This window comes from Arthrobacter sp. SAFR-179, from assembly GCF_059414945.1.
Genome location: NZ_JBPFDM010000001.1, coordinates 176,868 through 195,038, shown reverse-complemented (window position 1 = coordinate 195,038; position 18,171 = coordinate 176,868). Strand labels below are relative to the sequence as shown.

Sequence of the window (18,171 nt, the reverse complement as noted above, 5' to 3'; positions counted from 1 at the left end):
ACTGCCTCAGTTGACCAGCTGTCCCGCAGGCCGGGGTTCCGCCGCCGGCTGCCTGGCAGCAGCACCTGCCGGGGCGGCAGGCCCCGGCGTCGAAGCTCCAGGCGTTGAAGGGCCAGCAGCGGAGACCCCAGCAGGTGAAGGCCCGGAAGGTGAACGCACGACGCCGGGCTCCAGCCTTTCGTTCGCCCAGCGCCTGAGGGGCCGCTCAACAAAGCGGAAGGACGCGTAAGCCAGCAGCACGGTAAGGACTGCGGTCAGCGCGATGCGGAGCGGCAGCGCCGGGATCAGGGGCATCAGCAGCAGGTAGACCGGCAGGTGCCAGAGGTACATGCCGTAGGACAGGTCGCGGCCGGGGCGGGCAAGCCAGGGATGGCTGAGGATGCGTGAGAGGAAGCCGGCCGGCTGGAGCACCAGGGAGCCGATCAGCACCGCGGACAATAAGGCGAGCGCCGCGGGCCCGAATGTCCAGAACACGTTGAACCAGTCGCCGGGGGTGTCCGGTTCCTTGAGCAGGAACAGTGCGGCCACCAGGGTGATCCCGGCCAGCGGGGCGCCCCAGCGCGCTGCAGATGCCAGGGTGAGGTGCAGCCGCGAACCGTGCCGCACGGCAGTAAACAGGAGGGCCAGCGCGCAGCCGATCAGCAGCTCGTCCGCGCGGGTGTCCGGCCCGTTGTAAATGCGGTCCAGCGGCTCGCCGGCGTTCACCATCAGGAACCGGTTCAGCACGAAGATGGCGGCCAGGGCCGCGGTGACCAGGGCTGTGGTACGGACTTTCCAGAAGCGGAGCATCGCCAGCAGGAGCAGCGGCCACACGAGATAGAACTGCTCTTCGACGGCGAGGGTCCAGGTGGGGCCGAGGGTTTCACCGGCAATGGAGTCGCCGAACATGCCAAAGTGGGCCAGGTTCATCACGTAGGCGGCGGCGGGGAGGACGAAGCCCGCCTGCCCGCCCCAGCCGGAGGCCGGGAACACGAATCCGACGGCGAGAATCACCGCGCAGAGCGCCAGCAGCGCCGGCCAGAGCCGGGCAAGGCGCTTGGCGTAGAAGATGCCCAGGTGCAGCCGGCCGGTGGCGATCCGTTCCTTCATGATCAGCAGCGTGATCACAAAGCCGCTCAGCGTGAAGAACACGTCCACGCCGATGGATCCGCCCGGCATCGAGTCCGTGGCCGTGTGGAAGAAGAACACACCCGCTACGGCGACCGTCCGGAGCCCGTCCAAGGCGTGCTTGCGCCCGGCGATCAGCCCTGTTCCGGGCGCCGCCGCGCGTTCCTGTGCTGGCAAAATTCCGCTGCTTGACCTCAAAACCACCAAGCAATCATATATAACGTTTCCATAACTGCGCTGGACGCAGGCTGGATGAACGCTGGCAGGACGACCAAAAATCCGTGCCTTGTGGCCGGTCCCCGCTGCTTCTAGATTGAGCAGATGGCGGATCAGGACATGGCAGACGACCTTGAGCAGCTTGTGGATCTGGTGGCCGGCATGGAGGACATCAAATCGGTCCTCGACGGCCTGACGGAGGTGGCGGCGGCCACCATGACCGGCACCACGGGAGTACCCATCGAATGTGCTGTCACGCTGCACCGGCGCAAGCGCTCAGCCACCATTGGCGGCAGCAGCGGCACGGCCATAGTCCTTGACCGGATTGAACAAACGCTGGGGGACGGTCCCTGCGTGGACGCTTTGGAAAGCGGCGTTCCCGTCCTCCTGGGGGATGTTTCGTCCGACCGGCGCTGGCCGGATTACCGCAGCGCCCTGTCCGCGGCGGGAATTGCCAGCGCCCTGGGCATCCCCATGAAACTGGATGACGACGCCGGGGCCGTCCTGGACTTTTTCGCTCCGGTCAGCGGGCGCTTCAGTGAGCAGGCGGTGGCCGATGGGGTCAGGTTCGCCGGGATGGCGGGAAAAGCGCTGCGGCTCGCCGTCCGGATCGTGTCAGCGGACCAGCGTGCCGAACACCTGAAAGCGGCCATGGACACCAGGACCGTCATTGACCTCGCCTGCGGGATCATCATGGCCCAAAGCAAGTGCAGCAAGGAGGCTGCCTTCCAGCTTCTCCGCAACGCTTCGAACACCAGGAATCAAAAGCTCAACGATCTGGCCCAGACGTTGGTGGACCGGTTTGCAGGCCAAGGAGCGGCGGAAGCGTACTTCGACGACTGAGGGCTTCCGCTCCGCCCCCGCGGCCCCTTCCCGCTCAGGGAGCCCCCTGTTAGCATGACGCGTGCCGACAACGGTGTCCGCCTTCTAAGGAGTTTCCCGCATGCCCACGCAACTTAATCCCTACCTGAGCTTTCGCAACAATGCCCGTGAAGCCATGGAGTTCTATAAGGACGTCTTTGGCGGCGAACTGAACATCGGCACGTTCGCAGAATTTCAGGCCAGCCAGGATCCTTCCGAAGACCAACTGGTCATGCACGCGCAGCTGGACACGCCGTCGGGCTTCACCCTGATGGCGTCGGACACGCCGCAGCGCATGGACTATTCCCCCGGAAACACGTTCAGTGTGTCCCTCAGCGGCGACGACGACGCAGAACTGAGGGGCTACTGGGAGAAGCTGTCCGACGGCGGCACCGTGACAATGCCGCTCCAAACGGCCATCTGGGGTGACTCCTTTGGCATGTGCACGGACAAATTCGGCGTCCAGTGGCTGGTGAACATCGCCGGCCCCAAGCAGTAGCCCGGGCCCGGGCAGCCCCTCAGCACCACGTGTCGAGGGCCCCGGCAAGCCCATCCGCTGAGCCGTCGCCCACCCAGGCCACGTACCCGTCGGGCCGGACCAGGACTGCCGTGGGCGCTGGTACCGGGCCCAGCACTGGAAGCTGCCACGCGCCGTCGTACCTTGCCCGAACGTGCCTGACCCTCCCGGTGGAAACGCCCGCAGCCAGCTCCTGCCCGCTGAAGTCCAGCAGCAGGGTCTCAGCCTGGTGCAGCAACCCGTACACCCGGGCCGGCCCCGAGGCGGTGGTGATGTCCAGGTCCGGCATCCGGCGCCCCAGGAGCGGGTGGCCGGACCCCAGGTCATAGGCGACGTCGAGCCCGGTGACCAGTGCGGCGATGGGCTCGCCCGCTCCCTCCACGCGGAGCACCTCACCGAGCAGGTCGCGCAGGGCCTCCTGCCGGGGGTCGGCCTTCTGGAAGAGGGACTGCGCCATGGTGTACTTCAGCGCCCGCTCCCCCGCCGGATGGCGTTCAGCGTGGTAGGTGTCCAGTAGTTCCCCGCCGGCGCTGCCGCGGACCACCTGCCCCAGCTTCCAGCCAAGGTTGACGGCGTCCTGCACGCCCAGACCGATGCCCAGCCCGCCCGTGGGTGAGTGCACGTGTGCTGCGTCGCCGGCCAGCAGCACCCTGCCCTTCCGGTAGGACTCCGCCTGGCGGGTGGCGTCCGTGAAGCGCGAGAGCCAGGTGGGGCTGTGCACGCCGAAGTCGGTGCCGAACACGTCGGTCAGCGCCTGCCGCAGGTCCGCGAGCGTGGGCTCCGTGGCCGGGCCCAGCACGGCCTCGGTCACCACCACGCGGACCGTGCCGTCCCCCATCGGGTACAGCCCGTGGATGCCGCGGGCGTCCACCTTTCCCTGTTGGACAGGCTCGCCGGCCACCTTCACCTCGGCGATCAGGCCGCTCCGGCTGGCGTCCGGGCCCACCATCGCGATGCCGGCCGAGCGCCGCACCGTGCTCCGCCCGCCGTCGGTGCCCACAACGTACCGGGCCCGCAGGGATCCGCCGGCGGCCAGCTGGACGTCCACGCCGCCGTCGTCCTCCCGCACGTTGGTGACTTCCACGCCGCGGCGGACCTGCACGCCCAGCTCTTCCACCCACTGGAGCAGCAGCCGCTCGATGTGGTTCTGGAACAGCGCCAGCGTGTACGGATGGCGCGTGGGCAGCGCGCCCAGGTCCAGCGGGGTGTTGCCGAACGTGGCGGCGTTCATCGTTTTGCCCTCAGCGAGGAACCTGTCCACGATGCCGCGCTGGTCCAGCAGTTCAAGGGTCCGTGCATGGATGCCGCCGCCGCGCGAGCCCGCCAGCTCCTGCGACTCCCGCCGCTCCAGGACAACCGCGTCCACCCCGGCCAGCCGCAGCTCGCCCGCCAGCATCAACCCCGTGGGCCCGCTCCCCACAATCACCACGTCATGCATGCCGTCCCCCTCCATCACCAATTAGCCGACCGCCAGTATGCGCCACTCCCGGGGCCTTGCGGCAAGGCCCCCACGGCGGGGTACTTTGGAAATGGAAGGGGATTTCCTGCGCAACTTGTACGACGGCGCGGGGCCGGGGCAAAGGGAAGGCCCCTCCTAGGAGGGGCCTTCAACGTAGTGGTCATTTGTCTGTAGGTAACGGTCAGCGGTGATGCACTCCCCCTTCCCGGACGCCCCTCGCGCCCATCCGGACTATGACCCAACCCACTTTAATAACGTCCGGCCGGTGCGTAAAGACCCTCAGGCGAAAAAACTCAAGAGGCACGACGGCGGCGCGGGGCCGCCGTCGTGCCATCAGGGAAGTGAGCCTGTCCCCGGGACCGCCGTGGCTAGGACTTTGCCCAAATGGCCACCCAGTCAACCAGGACGTGCCCGCTGGTTTCCGGCGATGGGCACACTGGCCCACAGGACTCGGTCTGCAGGATGTAATGCATGGGATTGGTGGGCGTGAACCTCCTGGAAACGCCCAACGACTTTCCATCGAGGAAGAATTCGATGCCGTCGGCACGCCACTCCGTGGTTGCTGTGTGCCAGTCCCCGTATGGCACGTTGGGACGGAGGACCTCATTGTCGTGGATGCCGTTTTCCAGGCCATGCACGGCGGCGTACATGACCTTTGACAGGTCACCCTCGGGAAAATCGATCTCCCCATCCGCGGGCCAATTCTTGCTGTCCGGCCACAGGAGCCATGCCAGTTTGAAGCCCGGCAGGACGTCCGCCTTGAACCGCACCGAATAGCGCCCGTACACCAGGCTGTTGTAGGGCCGCTGGTTGGCTCCAAAAAGTTTGGGCGACGGAGCCGCGCCCATTGCCACGCCATTTTCCGAGTGCAGGAACATGTCCATAAAGCCGTCATGGACACTCAGGACCTTCGTCGGGTAATAACCGGACGTGCGCTGGCCTTTGGGTTGCTGTTGTGCAGCCGTGTCCGGCGTGCCGTCAAAGTAGTTCTCGCTCCACCGGGCGCCGTAGACGGGGCCGGGGAATCCGCCAAGGCCCACGTCTCCCTCGGTGAAGTCCTCCGCAAAGACCTGCGTCCAGCCGGGTAGGTCGCCCACCGGCATGGCTTCGGAGGCGGCAGCAGGGTCTGCGGCCGCGGAAGGCTCGGGGGTCAAGGCCGGCTTGTCTGTCGAGGGCTGTGCGGGTTCGGACGCCGGGGAGGGCTCCGCGGATTCGGACGCTGGGGAAGCCTGGTCTGTTGCCGGCTGTGTAGGACTGGAGGTTGTACTCTCCGGGTCCGTAGCCTGGGGCGGCGACGCGCCCGGAGCGCCTCTGAGGTCCCCGCATGCCACGGCCGATAAAAGCGTCATCACCATGACGAGGACGGCGCAGGTCCATGCGCGACGCTGATTCCTCTTCAAAAGTTCCGCTCCTTCCCCAAGGCATTGCACGGGAGCCTTGTCCCCCTATTCGACACAGCCTACGGACGAGGCCATTAGGGGGTCACGAGTAGTGGGTACTCATATTTCCGTCCCTGGACTATAGGGGGCTACCCGTTGGGTAGGTGCGGGGGTGAAGGGCCGTCAGCCAGGGGTGGATACCTCGCGCCAATAGGACGTTGCGGGCTCTACGTTCCCTGATCTGTGGCTCCGCAAAAAGGGCCCGGATCCGACGGAGGGCGGCGGAATCCGCACAATATCGAGTTCGAACGTATCAATCAGGCACTTGCTTCCCGTCAAAGTATCCAGAATCCAAAACAGCCCGTAATCCGGATCGGTATCCGTCACCGGGCCACGATGCATCAAGGTGCCCTGGTAAAAGGCCTCGATGCCATCACCCGAGGCGAGTTCCCGGCAGGATCCGACGATGCGGCGGTCATAACGAGTCACGACTGGTCCTTTCCTAATGGCTTAAGGATCCCCCTGTCTCATATGTTTCCTGCGCAAGCTGACTCCCGGGTGTCTGCAGGATGATCATTTCCTGACATTTTGGCCCTGGATCAGATATCAGCCAGCAGCGACGTCGGGTTTTCGATGGCGTCCGCCACGAAGCGGAGGAAGCCTGCTGCTGTGCCGCCGTCGCACACGCGGTGGTCGAACGTCAGGGTCAGCTCGGTGACCTTGCGCACCGCCAGCTCGCCCTTGACCACCCACGGCTTGTCGATGATCCGGCCGACGCCGACGATGGCCACTTCCGGGTGGTTGATGATCGCCGCGGACCCGTCCACCCCGAACACGCCGTAGTTGTTCAGCGTGAAGGTGCCGCTGCCCAGTTCCGTAGGGGTCGCCTTGCCCTGGCGTGCGACGTCGGTGAGGCGCCGGATCTCCGCGTCCAGTTCCCGGGCGGTCAGCTTCTCCGCGGCCCGGACCGAGGGCACCACAAGGCCCCGGTCGGTCTGCGCGGCGATGCCGAGGTTGACGCCGTCAAACGCGACGATTTCCTGGGACCCGTCCCCAGCGGTTTCGATCCGCGTGTTCAGCTCCGGGTACTTTTTCAGCCCCGCAGTGACGAACCGCGCGATGAACGCCAGCAGGCCGGGAACCTCGGCGCCGTTGGCCTTGAGTTCCCCGCGGAGTTCCATCAGGGCGGTGGCATCCACGTCCACCCACACGGTTGCTTCCGGAATCTCCGAGCGGCTGCGGGCCATATTGGCGGCCACGGCCTTGCGGACTCCGCGGACCGGGGTGCGGGCGGCAATGGGAAGCCCGGTGCGGGCATCCACGCCCTTGGCTGCCTGCGCTTCCAGCGGCGCACTTGCTGGTTTCTCGAGAGGCCTGGTTTCCGCTGGCTTGGCTTGTTCGGGTTTGGCGTCGGGGGTTGCCGCGGGCGCCGTCGTCCGGAGCGCAGCCTCAACGTCGCGGCGCATGATGAGGCCGCTGTCGCCGGAGCCGGAGATGTCACCGAGATCGACGCCGTGCTCCCGGGCCATGCGCCGGACCAGCGGCGAGATGACGGCGCCAAGTTTCCCGGGCACGCGCGTGCGCAGGAGGGTGAGGTCGTCTTCCGTGGGCTGGGCAGGTTTGGTTTCCTGCGGCTCGAGCACAGAAACGGAGGTTTTGGGGGCACGGGTGCGCCGGGCAACGCCGTGGCCACCGGGAGTGCCATACCCGATCAAGACATTGCCGGATCCGGCCTTTTCCTCCTCGCGATACGTTTCCGCCTCAGTCGACGCGGATGATGCCGCCCCGGGAGTGGCATCGGGCCTTCCTGAGGCGGACGGCATGCTGCTTGCAGCATGGCCGTCCGGCGAAGGGGCGGGGGCGGCATCATCCGCGCTGGCACCACCTGCAGGGACGAGTTCCGGGAGAGGCGTGACCGAGATCAGCGGCTTCCCCACGTCCAGGGTCTCGCCCGGCTTCCCATGCAGCTCGGCCACGATCCCGGCATACGGGGACGGCACCTCCACGGCGGACTTGGCGGTCTCCACCTCGGCGATCGGCTGGTCAACGGCAATCTCGTCGCCAACGGAAACATGCCAGGCCACCAGTTCGGCTTCGGTGAGGCCCTCGCCCAGGTCGGGCAACAAAAACACGCGTGGTTCGCTCATGGTCAGTTCTCCCACTGAAGGTCGTCAACGGCGTCGAGGATGCGGTCCACGCCGGGCAGGTAGTACTTCTCGAGTTTGGGTGCCGGGTAGGGGACGTCGAATCCGGTGACGCGGCGGATGGGGGCGGCCAGATAGTGGAAGCAGCGCTCCTGGACCCGGGCCACGATCTCGGAGGACACGGACGCGAAGCCATGCGCCTCGGCGATCACCACGGCCCGGCCGGTCTTGCGGACGGACGCGCATACGGTGTCGTCATCGAACGGGACGATGGTGCGCACGTCGATGACTTCCAGTGACCGCCCCTCCAAAGCAGCGGCCTCGGCCGCAGCCAAAGCGGTGGGGACGGACGGGCCGTAGGCAATCAGCGTGGCGTCCGTGCCGGGACGCGCGACGGCGGCACGCCCCTCAGAGCCAAGTCCCGCCGTCGTGCCGTCCCCAGGACGTTCATGGAGCCGGCGCAGCTCGCCCAGGTCCACCGAGTCCTTTGTCCAGTACATCTTCTTGGGTTCCATGAACACCACGGGATCGTCCGAGTCGATGGCCTCGCGGAGCATCCGGTACCCGTCCGCCACGGTGGCCGGAGTGTAGACCTTCAGGCCGGCGGTGTGGGCGTAGTAGGACTCGGAGGAGTCGCAGTGGTGCTCCACTCCCCCGATGCCGCCGCCGTAGGGGATGCGGATGACCATGGGGAGCTTCACGGCGCCCTTGGTGCGGTTGTGCATCTTGGCCACGTGGCTGACGATCTGTTCAAACGCCGGGTAGGCGAATGCGTCGAACTGCATTTCGATCACCGGGCGCATCCCGTTGATGGCCATGCCCACGGCCATGCCCACGATGCCGGATTCGGCCAGCGGGGTGTCGAAGCAGCGCTGCTCGCCGAACGTGGCGGTGAGGCCGTCGGTGATGCGGAAGACGCCGCCCAGCATGCCCACGTCCTCGCCGAAGACCAGGACGGAGGAGTCGGCGTGCATGGCGTCGGCCAGGGCCGTGTTGAGTGCCTTGGCCATGGTGACAGGCTGGGGGCCGGCTGCTTCGGCGGACGCGGCGGCGGAGGCTGCGGCCCGGGCCGTGGCGGCAGAGACGTTGCCGTTGGCCTCCGAGGAGGTGGTGATGGTGGGGCTCACTTGCCGGCCTCCTGATCTGAAGACGATGCTGCAGCGTCGCGGGCGAGCTCGTCGGCGAGCATGGCGGACTGTTCCTTCAACTGGGGAGTGGGCGCGGAGAAGACGTGGCGGAAGAGCTCCTGCGGGTCCACGGGCACGTCCTCGCTGAGGCCTTCGCGCAGTTGGGTGGCAACTGCTTCCGCCTTTTCGCGGATCCGCGCCTCGCCGTCGTCGTCCAACAAACCGCGGTCCGTCAGGTACGTGCGCATCCGGTTGACCGGGTCCTTGGCCCGCCACTCCGCAACTTCAGCGCTTTCGCGGTAGCGGGTGTCGTCGTCGGCGTTGGTGTGGGCCTGCATGCGGTAGGTGTTGGCTTCCACCAGCAGCGGGCCGGAGCCTTCGCGGGCGAGTTTGACGGCGCGGTCCAGGACGGCGAGGAGCGCCACCACATCGTTGCCGTCCACGCGTTCGCCGGCCATGCCGTAGCCCACGGCCTTGTGCGCCAGCGACGGCGCCACGGACTGGTGTGCCAGCGGCACCGAGATGGCGTACTTGTTGTTCTGGACGAAGAAGATCACCGGCAGGTGGAAGACGGCAGCGAAGTTCAGCGCTTCGTGGAAGTCGCCTTCGCTGGTGGCGCCGTCGCCGCACATGGCCAGCACCACGGTGTCTTCGCCGCGGAGCTTGGCGGCGTGGGCCACGCCCACGGCGTGCAGCAGCTGGGTGGTTAGCGGGGTGCACTGAATGCCCACCTTGTATTTGAGGGGGTCGTAGCCGCCGTGCCAGTCGCCGCGGAAGATAGTCATCACCTGCACGGGGTCCACGCCGCGGGTCATCACGGCCACGGCGTCCCGGTAGGTGGGGAACATCCAGTCGGCGTCGGAGAGGCACAGGGCGGCGGCCACCTGGCAGGCTTCCTGGCCGTGGCTGGAGGGGTAGACGGCCATGCGGCCCTGCCGGACCAGGGCGGAGTTCTGGTCGTTGACGCGGCGGCCGACGACGAGGCGTTCGTACGCTGCCAGCAGTTCGTCATCGCCGGGCACAGGGTATTCGTGGCCGGGCTGGGTGCCCTGCTCACTTTCCGGGATAAGCCGGCCGTCCGGGTCCACCATCTGGATCTGGTGGCGGGCGGGGAGCATGTAATCCTCCACCGTGATGCCGAACTTCTTCACAGCTTCCGTCAGCGCATTCTCTGCTGCTTCCGTGCTGGTGCTGTGCGGCGCGGTGTGGTCTGCGGAGATCGTCATTGGTCCGTCCTTCGGTAGCCACTATTCGTTCCCAGTATTGTCCTGAAGCAGGTTTCGTATCCAGCACCTCAGCAAATCGTGGAGAAGCTGCGCACAGAGGGCTGTTCCGGAAGACGATTTGCAACTGTGACGCGGGTTACGGGCGGGGGTTGTGGACAAATCGGCGGTGGCGACATCCGGGCGCGCCTGCCGGGCCGCAATTATTTTTCCGGCAGCCATGGGACATGAACCGGATCACGTCAGATAATGGGAGCCGAAACCGAAAGGAGCCAGGCGGCATGAACAACTACGACATTGGTGTTGAGCGCTATCACTCCACGGCGGACCAGTCTGTTGATGGCGGTTTCGCTGGGCCCTCAATGTCCGCCGCAGCGGAGGTGTTCAAGGCCGTGGCGCATCCGGTCCGCGCCACCATCCTGGAGCTGCTCTCCCAGGGCGAGTTGTCGATCCCCGAGGTCTGCGAGCGCACCGGTGTGAAACCCTCCCACCTGTCCCGGCACCTGGCGCAGATGCGCGCGCAGCAACTGATTGACTGCGCCCGCTCCGGCGGCCGCCTGGTGTACCGGCTGGCCTACCCGGAGGCCGCCGAACTGCTCGCCGCCGCCCGGTCCGTCCTGCACGCCCGGACAACGGCCGCCCTCAGCTCCCTTGGTCCGCTGCCGGAGGAGGAGCCATTCTCGGCCACATGGGGCGATCGGATCTCGGCGCCGGAAACAGCGCTGGTGTCGCGTTCGGTGATCGCGGACGCGTGCCGGGCCATAGCCGACCGCACCGGCTGCAGCTCAGAGGCGGCAGCCGGACGCCTCATCATGACGGCGAGGACCTGCCACATGACCCTGCTGGAGGCCGCCCTGGACGAGCTCCGCAGCGAACAGGCCAGCAGCAACGCCTGACGCCGCAGGGTTGGGGCCACTTTTGGCCTTTCGTGGCGTTTTTTGCAACCGGGACTTTAGTCCCTACTTGTCCGTCATCTCGAAGAATTTCGTTGACCTCTGATGACTCAAGGGGCACACTCGGATGTCAGGGAATTGACGAATATGTCTTTGCGTCAAATCCCGCTTTCCGCTCCTACAGGGGAAAGGCTCCGCAACAGGTGCCGGGTTTCAGCCCGTTGGGGGTTGCTGCTGCGGGGATGGTTGCGGAGGGGACAGCGTGGTCCCCTCCGCCTCTCATTGGGGGCCAACTCTTCAGCCAACGTCCAATACGCACCGTCCCGGGACATCCTGGCGGGGCTGCATTTCCTCAACAAAGTGACAGGTGGGGCATTCGTTATGGAAATACAAAAGTTGTGGGACCAGCTCGACGTCGAAACGCGGCAGTGGCTGGTGGAGAATCCCGGATGCACCATCCTTCCCCGCACTGTCGCGGCAGGCATCATGAAGAGCACCGGAGCCCAGCTGGAACAGGACCGGCACGGTGAGACGATCCTCTCCCCCAGCGACTGCGATTTTATTCGGGGCGCCGCTGAGCAGTTCGAGTCCCACCCCGGAGCGTCCCCTTCCGCACGCTCCTGACAGGTGCAGCGACCGCCGTCCTAAAGTAGGCATTATTCGTCCCCATGCTCCGCTGGGGGCCTGTTTCGTATCCGCCGCCTGGCTCTGCATCGGAGACGCTGCTCAAATCTGCCTAGTATGGGAGACGATTTGCAGCGATCCGGGTTACGGCGGGAGTGGGCACAATGGCGGGCAAGGATGCCGGCAGCGATCAGGTGGCGCTGGACGAGATAGACCGGCGAATCATCAGTGAACTCACCCGGGACGGCCGGATGTCCGTGACGCAGGTAGCGGAGAACGTGCACATCTCCCGTGCGCATGCGTACAGCCGGATTGCCCGGCTGACCGGCGACGGGGTGCTGACCCGGTTCACGGCGCTGGTGGATCCCATCAAGGCCGGGCTGAAGTCCTCGGCGTACGTGACGCTGAAGCTGAAACAGGACTCCTGGCGCGAACTGCGGGACCAGCTCGGCGCCATTCCGGAGGTGCACCACATTGCCTTGGTGGGCGGCGACTTCGACGTGATCCTGCTGGTCCGTGCCGTGGACAACATCGACCTCCGCCGGGTCATCTTCGACCAACTGCAGACCATGCCCGGCGTGCTGGATACCCAGACATTCCTTGTTTTTGAAGACGTGGATACTCGCTAATAAGTCAGAACTGCTTCACACTACTGATCCAGTAAGCCGCGGCTCTGAAGGTACACCCGAATGAAGTGACCTGGGCTTTGATCCTCTGCACCGAAAACCTGCCATGCAATAGGTCCGAGCGCTCCACCAAATGCGGCTGCTCCTTTCAGGAATGGCGAGATCCGTCGCCGCCAAACTGAGATGGGCTCAGGATCGGCAACCTCATTAAAATCGTGCAGGGTCCACTTCCGCAGCACGGTTTCGTAGGCAGCAATCTGCAGTACGTTGATCGCCTGCAGTCGACCAGGACGCCCTTTGTCCCACAGCAGTTCCTCCGCTTTGGCAACATAGGCAGCAACCTTTCGGCGGGCGTTTCGCTCGTTGCGTCTGCTGATCCGCGAGCCGTGGTCACGCCCCGACCGTCGCGTTGCGTCCAGAACATGGACGGCCCTGCCTATCCCCTTGGTAATCGTATGCCGGTCAATTTTGTCCTGCTCACTGCTGGGCGCGGCAAAGAGCGCCTCTTGGCGCTTCTCCAACAGCAGCCAAGCTTGCTGGAGATTGAACACTGCATATGAGAAGGGCGCGAAAGACCTGAAGATTAAGCCCTTGAAATACTGGGCAAGAGACCAAATGCTTACGACGAGCAGCAGGTCAGCTAAACCGGCGAAGAGGGACATGGCTGCGGCATACCAGCCGTTCATGGCTAGCTTGAAGAAGTCGAGAATAATCAGCACAGAAAAAAGCGAAAGCAATAGGCCAAGGATGGCGGCAATCACCAAAATTGGGCCGCCAATGATGTAGTCGAAGAAGACGTGCACCTTGGCCGCCTTCTTTAGCCCTTCCGAGATTTGTCCGGGCTGGACCTCGTGTTGCGCCCACTCGGCCGTCAGGCGCTGGAGCCGCGCCTCGGTAGATTCCCTGGCACGATAGCGTTCCACATCTGCAAGATGCGCCCGGCGGGCTCGCTCCTCCGCGAGCCATACGCGCAAACGGTGAAGCGTGATGCCGTGTTGCTTGGAAACGGATACCTGCGTCATTCCGTTATCCAGCACTGCCGAGACTGCTTTTCGGCGCTGCTCTTCGTCCCCCACCAAGCACTCCTAACTCCTAGTGCCCCCGGCTAGAACCACTATGCACCCGACGCGGTTTCGGGAGCTAGATAAAAGGACAGCAAATGGGGGTGCGCGGCAGGATATTGGGGGATATAAGCTCTGCGCGTCAGGACTAAGCCATAAGCCCGGCACTGGCTGGTGTAACCGCGGCAAGGCAGGTCCGTGGCAGAAGATCGGAGTCGAATTCCGGTCACGCGAGCGATGACGACAGTTCCTGGTTTTTGAAGAAGTAGACTCTCGCTAATCCTCCACATGTGAACGCTCGCGAGCGAGGTCAGCGGCGTTTTCTGGCCTATTTCCAGGCGCTACTCGTTATGCGTCCCCTGCCCTGAGTTCCCGGGCTCCACGGCAATTTCTGCAGGTCAGGGCCCCAGCGGAGATGCGAGTAATGGCGGGCCCATCCAAGTAGTGGAAACAGCGAGTGCCTGCAAAGTCGGGTATCGGTACGTGTTGTTGTGCCTATTTCGGTCCCGCGAGTATTGGGTCATCGATCCACCGAAAGGCACCTGGATGGGGCCGCTCATGGGGGAACGGGTTCTCAATCACACTTACTAGGAGTCTTTCCATGCGCCCAATGACCAAGAAGAACAAGATCGCCGCTGTTGCCGCTTCCGCTGCTCTGGTGGCCGTCGGCGGTGGCGCCGCCTACGCCTACTGGAGCACCACGGGATCAGGTAACGGCTCAGCTGCCGCCCAGTCATCCACCTCGCCCGTCACCATCAATGTGACGGTGGCGCCGGGCGTGGCTCCCGGTACGCCCAAGGCCATCACGTACACGGCCGCCAACCCGAACGCCAGTAACACCCAGGTGACATTGGCCGATCCCGTAGTCACGACCAGCGACGCCGGATGCCTGCCGGGCTGGTTCTCGGCGACCGCTCCCGGCGGCGCCACGAATGTTCCTGCCAACGCAACGACTACGCCACTGGGCAGCGGAACGCTCACCCTCAATGACAGCGCAACCGTTGACCAGAGCGCTTGCAAGGGCGCCACCATCACGGTGACGGTCGGCAGCAACTAACAAACGAGCGGGCCGGGGACGGGTGAAAACCCCGTCCCCTGCTTGTCGTCAACCGCACCAAAGTGGAAGGGGCACGGGGTGCACAACAGGGACGGACATCCGCGGCGCGGTACGCGGACGAGTATCAAGGCTGCGCTGGTGGCGCTGCTGCTGGTGCTGGCCAGCGCGGGGGCGCTGATCGCGGCGGCTAACAATCCCAAGCCGGGCATCACGGTGCAGGTCTCCCCTGCCAGCCAGTCCGTCCAACAGGGCCAGGCCGCCGCCTACACGGTGACCGTCACGTCCACCGGCGGCTTCACCGGGGCGGTCAACCTGGCCACTGCGGGACTGCCGGCCGGAGCGGCAGGTGCCTTCACGGCGTCGTCCGTCACCCTTAACTCCGGAAGCACCGCAACCTCAACCCTGACCGTCTCCAGCGCCACCACCACCCCTCCGGGCACCAGCTCCCTGACCATCACCGGCACCAGCGGCAAGGTCTCCGGCAGCGTGGCCGCCGGCCTCACCGTCAATTACAAGATCTCCTCGGCGATCTCCGTCGCCGCCTCGCCGGATTCCCTGTCGGTCCCGCCGGGCGCCACCGCGGTGTACACACTGCAGCTCACCCGGAACAACCTCTCCGGCCCGGTCACCTTCAGCATCCTGGGCGGACTTCCCTCCGGCGCCACGGCATCGTTCTCGCCCAATCCGGTGACCGGCACCTCCACCACACTGCAGGTGGCAACCACGGCCGCGTCCCCCACCGGAAGCTACAGCCTGTACTTAGTCGGGACGGGCAAGGATTCCAGCGGGAAGTCGCAGTACGCCTACGCGAACGTGCAGCTGGTTTTGGACGCCACCATCAAGCAGTTCGTCCTCTCCGGCAACCTCCCCGGAACCCTGTCCCCCGGCACGTCGGCCGCCCTGGACCTCCAGATCAACAACCCCAACAACAAGGCGTTGGCACTGACCAACATTTCGGTGGCGGTGGCTGGGGTCACCCGCAGCGCGGACGCCGCGGCCAGGAACCTCCCCTGCACCACGGCGGACTTCACCGTCACCCAGTACAGCGGCCCCTACCCGCTGACGGTACCGGCCGGCAACACTTCCCTTTCCGGCCTCCGCGTCACCCAGACTGCGTGGCCCAATGTGGGAATGCTGGACACGTCCGCCAACCAGGACGGCTGCAAGGGTGCCACCCTCCAGCTGGCGTACTCGGGATCAGGACAGGGGAACTGAGATGATCACCAGCACCAGGACTGCCAGGGCCGGACGTGCCCTCAAGGCAGCGGCCCTCGCGGGAACACTGATGGCCGCAGGCGCCGGAAGCGCCTACGCCTTCTGGACCGCAGGCGGAACGGGCACAGGTTCTGCAGCCGCCGGCACCATGCAGGTCGTCACGGTGGAAGCGCTCGTAGCCGGGGACGGCCCGCAGGCGGCGCTCGTTCCCGGCGGCACTGCCGACGTCGTACTCCGCCTCACCAACCCCAATCCCTACTCCGTGCAGGTCTACAGTGTCACCGCCAACGGCCCGGCCACGGCGGACACCGCGCATTCCGGCTGCACCACCACCGGCGTCAGCTTCACCGGAACCGCCGCACCGCTGTCACCGGCCACCAACATTCCGGCAAACTCGTCCACCCTGCTCACCCTTCCAGGATCGGCCGCCATGGATACCACCTCACTCGCAGCCTGCCAGGGCGCCACCTTCCACCTCCCCGTCACAGCGGAGGTGCGCAAATGAGCATCGCCATCCGGAAGATGCCGTTCGGCCTCCGCCTCCCTTCAGGACGGCTGGCGTGGATTGCCACCGCGGTCCTGCTCCTGCTCGGCACGGCCACCGCCGCCTACGGCTTCTGGGCCTCCACCACCAGCAGCAACAACGCCACGGCCGCGGCGGACGCCCTGTCCCCGGGAGCCAAGCCCGCCGTCACCGCCAACGGCGCCTCACTCAGCGTCAGCTGGGCAGCCGGCACCACCGTGAACGGCCGTGCAGCCACGGGCTACACGGTCACCAGGTACGCGGCTGCCACGGGTGGCACCGGAACGCAGGCGACAGGCGGATGCGCAGGGACGGTCACCACACTTACGTGCACGGAACAGAACGTCCCCGGCGGCATCTGGTACTACAGCGTCACCCCTACCATCGCGCTGTGGACCGGCGCAGAGAGCCCGCGCAGCACCGGCGTCAGCAGTGACTCCACCGCCCCGGTAGCCTGGGTCTCCAGCCTGGCGCCCACCCCGAACGCTGCCGGCTGGAACACAACCAGCCCGGTCACGGTGACCATCACTGCCGACGACGGACCGGCCGGTTCGGGCGTCGCCTCCATTACCTACGCGGTCGACGGCGGCGCGAAGCAGACCGTGAATGGCACCATTGCGACCATTTCCGTCACGGGCGACTGGACGCACACCATCTCCTACTTCGCCACCGACAACGCCGGCAACGCCAGCGCGGCACAGACACAGGCGGTGTGGATCGACAGCCAGGCCCCGGCCGTGCCTTCGCTCACCGTTCCGGCCTACGTGAACTCCGCCAATGTCGCCGCAGTTCCGGTCACGGGAACGGCGGAAGCCGGTGCCAGGATCACCCTCGTTACCAGTGACGCGGGCGCCGCCCACTCCGTCACCACAACAGCCACCGCCTCCGACGCGGGAGCCTGGTCCGCCAGCCCCGACGTGAGCAGCCTGGACCAGGGCACGGTCACCTACACGGCCACCGCCACTGACCCGGCCGGCAACACGGGCGCCAGAGGGACGGCCACAGGCACAAAAGACACCGTCGCTCCGGCCCCGGCGCAGGGCTTGAACGTGCCGTCGTACGTGACCAGCGGAAGTGTTGCTGCAGTTCTTGTTTCGGGTAGTGCCGAAGCCGGGGCGTCCGTGACCGTTACGGCCACGAGCCCGGGGTCTGCCGCTCCGGTGACGGGCACTGCGGCTGCTAACGGCGGCTCCTGGTCACTGAACCTGGACCTCGGCTCCCTCAAAGATGGGACGATCACCTACTACGTGACCGTCAAGGACGCCGCCGGCAACACCAGCGCAACCGTCACAGCCTCCGACACAAAAGACACGGTGGCCCCGGTTCTGACCATCACGGCCCCGATGTTCGTCAACAGCAGCACCGCCACCTCGGTCCTGATCAATGGAACGGGTGATGCGGGACTCCCCGTCAACATCACCGTCCGTGACGTTGCGTTCAACCCCCTGACCAAAACAATCACGCCTTCCGGTGCCTCCTGGTCGACGACGATGGACCTCTCCAGTTTGAAAGAGGGCACCCTGACCTTCACAGCCTCCGCCACCGACGCGGCAGGCAATACGGGCACGGCCACTGCCGCGGCTACGACGACAAAGGACACGGCGGCGCCGACCGTTACCGGAGTGAAGCTGACTAACGGCGGCTCAACCAACACCAGCAAGGCCTCCGCCGATCCCGGGGACACCGTTACCCTCACCTACTCGGAAAAGCTGGATCTGACCAAATTTTGCTCCAGCTGGACCGGGACCTCCCTGACTGGCACAGCGACGATTTCTGACACCGGAACCAATGACACATTGAACCTTGCATTCAGCGGCTGCACGCTCGGCACGGTCACTCTGGGTGGCAACTATCTGTCCGGTGCCAATGCCACCTTCGGAGCCCAGGGAACAGCTTCCAGCGTCATTTGGGACTCCACGAACAATGCGCTTGTTGTCACGTTTGGCAACGCACCGAACGGCAGTTCGGGTGCCGGCACCCTGAACTCAGGGGTCGCCACAGGACAGCCGACGTACTTCCCGCCGCAGACGGTTACCGATGCGGCAGGAAACCTGATCGCGACTGCTTCGTTCACCGCGCCCATTACGGCGAAGTCGGGTTTGGGTTAGCGACGACTCCAAGACCGCGCGTTTCGCCGGG

Annotated in this window: 17 protein-coding genes; 9 read left to right on the top strand and 8 right to left on the bottom strand. The window is 65.6% G+C overall.

Annotation, left to right across the window (positions count from 1 at the left end):
• Window positions 1-6: 6 nt before the first annotated feature.
• Window positions 7-1,284 carry an acyltransferase family protein gene (locus ACR65K_RS00980; RefSeq protein WP_440151003.1) on the bottom strand — a complete coding sequence of 426 codons (1,278 nt, stop codon included), beginning with the start codon at window positions 1,282-1,284 and terminating at the stop codon, window positions 7-9.
• A 144-nt stretch (window positions 1,285-1,428) separates the two neighbouring features.
• On the opposite strand from ACR65K_RS00980, the gene ACR65K_RS00975 reads away from it, so the two are divergent.
• Window positions 1,429-2,166, top strand: a complete 738-nt coding sequence (locus ACR65K_RS00975) for an ANTAR domain-containing protein (protein ID WP_440151002.1) — start codon at window positions 1,429-1,431, stop codon at window positions 2,164-2,166.
• 100 nt (window positions 2,167-2,266) lie between these two features.
• Entirely contained in the window at window positions 2,267-2,683 is a 417-nt protein-coding gene (locus ACR65K_RS00970; protein ID WP_440151001.1) for a VOC family protein, read from the top strand.
• Window positions 2,684-2,702: 19 nt separating this feature from the next.
• Here the strand turns inward: ACR65K_RS00970 and ACR65K_RS00965 are convergent, their stop codons facing one another.
• From ACR65K_RS00965 to pdhA, 6 genes are all read right to left on the bottom strand, one after another.
• Window positions 2,703-4,139, bottom strand: coding sequence for an FAD-dependent monooxygenase (locus tag ACR65K_RS00965; RefSeq protein ID WP_440151000.1), 1,437 nt, complete (start codon window positions 4,137-4,139; stop codon window positions 2,703-2,705).
• Between the two features lie 389 nt (window positions 4,140-4,528).
• Window positions 4,529-5,314, bottom strand: a complete 786-nt coding sequence (locus ACR65K_RS00960; protein WP_440150998.1) for a glycoside hydrolase family 16 protein — start codon at window positions 5,312-5,314, stop codon at window positions 4,529-4,531.
• 408 nt (window positions 5,315-5,722) lie between these two features.
• Entirely contained in the window at window positions 5,723-6,028 is a 306-nt protein-coding gene (locus tag ACR65K_RS00955; protein ID WP_440150997.1) for a hypothetical protein, read from the bottom strand.
• A gap of 110 nt (window positions 6,029-6,138) precedes the next feature.
• Window positions 6,139-7,686: a dihydrolipoamide acetyltransferase family protein gene (locus ACR65K_RS00950; RefSeq protein ID WP_440150996.1), complete on the bottom strand. Its 1,548-nt coding sequence runs from the start codon at window positions 7,684-7,686 to the stop codon at window positions 6,139-6,141.
• Between the two features lie 2 nt (window positions 7,687-7,688).
• Window positions 7,689-8,810 carry an alpha-ketoacid dehydrogenase subunit beta gene (locus ACR65K_RS00945; protein ID WP_440150995.1) on the bottom strand — a complete coding sequence of 374 codons (1,122 nt, stop codon included), beginning with the start codon at window positions 8,808-8,810 and terminating at the stop codon, window positions 7,689-7,691.
• Window positions 8,807-10,036, bottom strand: a complete 1,230-nt coding sequence (gene pdhA / locus ACR65K_RS00940; RefSeq protein WP_440150994.1) for a pyruvate dehydrogenase (acetyl-transferring) E1 component subunit alpha — start codon at window positions 10,034-10,036, stop codon at window positions 8,807-8,809. The genes ACR65K_RS00945 and pdhA overlap by 4 nt, the downstream gene beginning before the upstream one ends.
• 278 nt (window positions 10,037-10,314) lie before the next feature.
• Here pdhA and ACR65K_RS00935 point away from each other — a divergent pair, with 278 nt between their 5' ends.
• The 3 genes from ACR65K_RS00935 (at window position 10,315) to ACR65K_RS00925 (ending at window position 12,179) form a co-directional block, all read left to right on the top strand.
• Window positions 10,315-10,929, top strand: coding sequence for an ArsR/SmtB family transcription factor (locus ACR65K_RS00935; protein WP_440150993.1), 615 nt, complete (start codon window positions 10,315-10,317; stop codon window positions 10,927-10,929).
• Between the two features lie 378 nt (window positions 10,930-11,307).
• Window positions 11,308-11,550: a hypothetical protein gene (locus ACR65K_RS00930; protein ID WP_440150992.1), complete on the top strand. Its 243-nt coding sequence runs from the start codon at window positions 11,308-11,310 to the stop codon at window positions 11,548-11,550.
• A gap of 164 nt (window positions 11,551-11,714) precedes the next feature.
• Window positions 11,715-12,179 carry an Lrp/AsnC family transcriptional regulator gene (locus ACR65K_RS00925; protein WP_056329293.1) on the top strand — a complete coding sequence of 155 codons (465 nt, stop codon included), beginning with the start codon at window positions 11,715-11,717 and terminating at the stop codon, window positions 12,177-12,179.
• 20 nt (window positions 12,180-12,199) lie between these two features.
• Here ACR65K_RS00925 and ACR65K_RS00920 read toward each other — a convergent pair whose 3' ends face one another.
• Window positions 12,200-13,252 (bottom strand): transposase, encoded by a 1,053-nt coding sequence (locus ACR65K_RS00920; protein ID WP_440150990.1) that lies wholly within the window; start codon window positions 13,250-13,252, stop codon window positions 12,200-12,202.
• 586 nt (window positions 13,253-13,838) lie between these two features.
• Here ACR65K_RS00920 and ACR65K_RS00915 point away from each other — a divergent pair.
• The 4 genes from ACR65K_RS00915 (at window position 13,839) to ACR65K_RS00900 (ending at window position 18,140) form a co-directional block, all read left to right on the top strand.
• Window positions 13,839-14,294 carry a hypothetical protein gene (locus tag ACR65K_RS00915; RefSeq protein WP_440150989.1) on the top strand — a complete coding sequence of 152 codons (456 nt, stop codon included), beginning with the start codon at window positions 13,839-13,841 and terminating at the stop codon, window positions 14,292-14,294.
• Window positions 14,295-14,372: 78 nt separating this feature from the next.
• On the top strand, window positions 14,373-15,509 hold the full coding sequence (locus ACR65K_RS00910; RefSeq protein ID WP_440150988.1) for a COG1470 family protein: 1,137 nt from the start codon (window positions 14,373-14,375) through the stop codon (window positions 15,507-15,509).
• 1 nt (window position 15,510) lies between these two features.
• Window positions 15,511-16,014 carry a hypothetical protein gene (locus tag ACR65K_RS00905; protein WP_440150987.1) on the top strand — a complete coding sequence of 168 codons (504 nt, stop codon included), beginning with the start codon at window positions 15,511-15,513 and terminating at the stop codon, window positions 16,012-16,014.
• Window positions 16,011-18,140 carry a beta strand repeat-containing protein gene (locus ACR65K_RS00900; RefSeq protein ID WP_440150986.1) on the top strand — a complete coding sequence of 710 codons (2,130 nt, stop codon included), beginning with the start codon at window positions 16,011-16,013 and terminating at the stop codon, window positions 18,138-18,140. The genes ACR65K_RS00905 and ACR65K_RS00900 overlap by 4 nt, the downstream gene beginning before the upstream one ends.
• Window positions 18,141-18,171 lie beyond the last annotated feature (31 nt).

Excerpts from the sequence above, each read along its gene's own strand:
- ACR65K_RS00930 (WP_440150992.1), top strand. The coding sequence starts at position 11,308 with ATGGAAATACAAAAGTTGTGGGACCAGCTCGACGTCGAAACGCGGCAG.
- ACR65K_RS00925 (WP_056329293.1), top strand. The coding sequence starts at position 11,715 with ATGGCGGGCAAGGATGCCGGCAGCGATCAGGTGGCGCTGGACGAGATA.
- ACR65K_RS00965 (WP_440151000.1), bottom strand. The coding sequence starts at position 4,139 with ATGCATGACGTGGTGATTGTGGGGAGCGGGCCCACGGGGTTGATGCTG.
- ACR65K_RS00970 (WP_440151001.1), top strand. The coding sequence starts at position 2,267 with ATGCCCACGCAACTTAATCCCTACCTGAGCTTTCGCAACAATGCCCGT.
- ACR65K_RS00950 (WP_440150996.1), bottom strand. The coding sequence starts at position 7,686 with ATGAGCGAACCACGCGTGTTTTTGTTGCCCGACCTGGGCGAGGGCCTC.
- ACR65K_RS00915 (WP_440150989.1), top strand. The coding sequence starts at position 13,839 with ATGCGCCCAATGACCAAGAAGAACAAGATCGCCGCTGTTGCCGCTTCC.
- ACR65K_RS00975 (WP_440151002.1), top strand. The coding sequence starts at position 1,429 with ATGGCGGATCAGGACATGGCAGACGACCTTGAGCAGCTTGTGGATCTG.
- ACR65K_RS00935 (WP_440150993.1), top strand. The coding sequence starts at position 10,315 with ATGAACAACTACGACATTGGTGTTGAGCGCTATCACTCCACGGCGGAC.
- pdhA (WP_440150994.1), bottom strand. The coding sequence starts at position 10,036 with ATGACGATCTCCGCAGACCACACCGCGCCGCACAGCACCAGCACGGAA.
- ACR65K_RS00900 (WP_440150986.1), top strand. The coding sequence starts at position 16,011 with ATGAGCATCGCCATCCGGAAGATGCCGTTCGGCCTCCGCCTCCCTTCA.
- ACR65K_RS00905 (WP_440150987.1), top strand. The coding sequence starts at position 15,511 with ATGATCACCAGCACCAGGACTGCCAGGGCCGGACGTGCCCTCAAGGCA.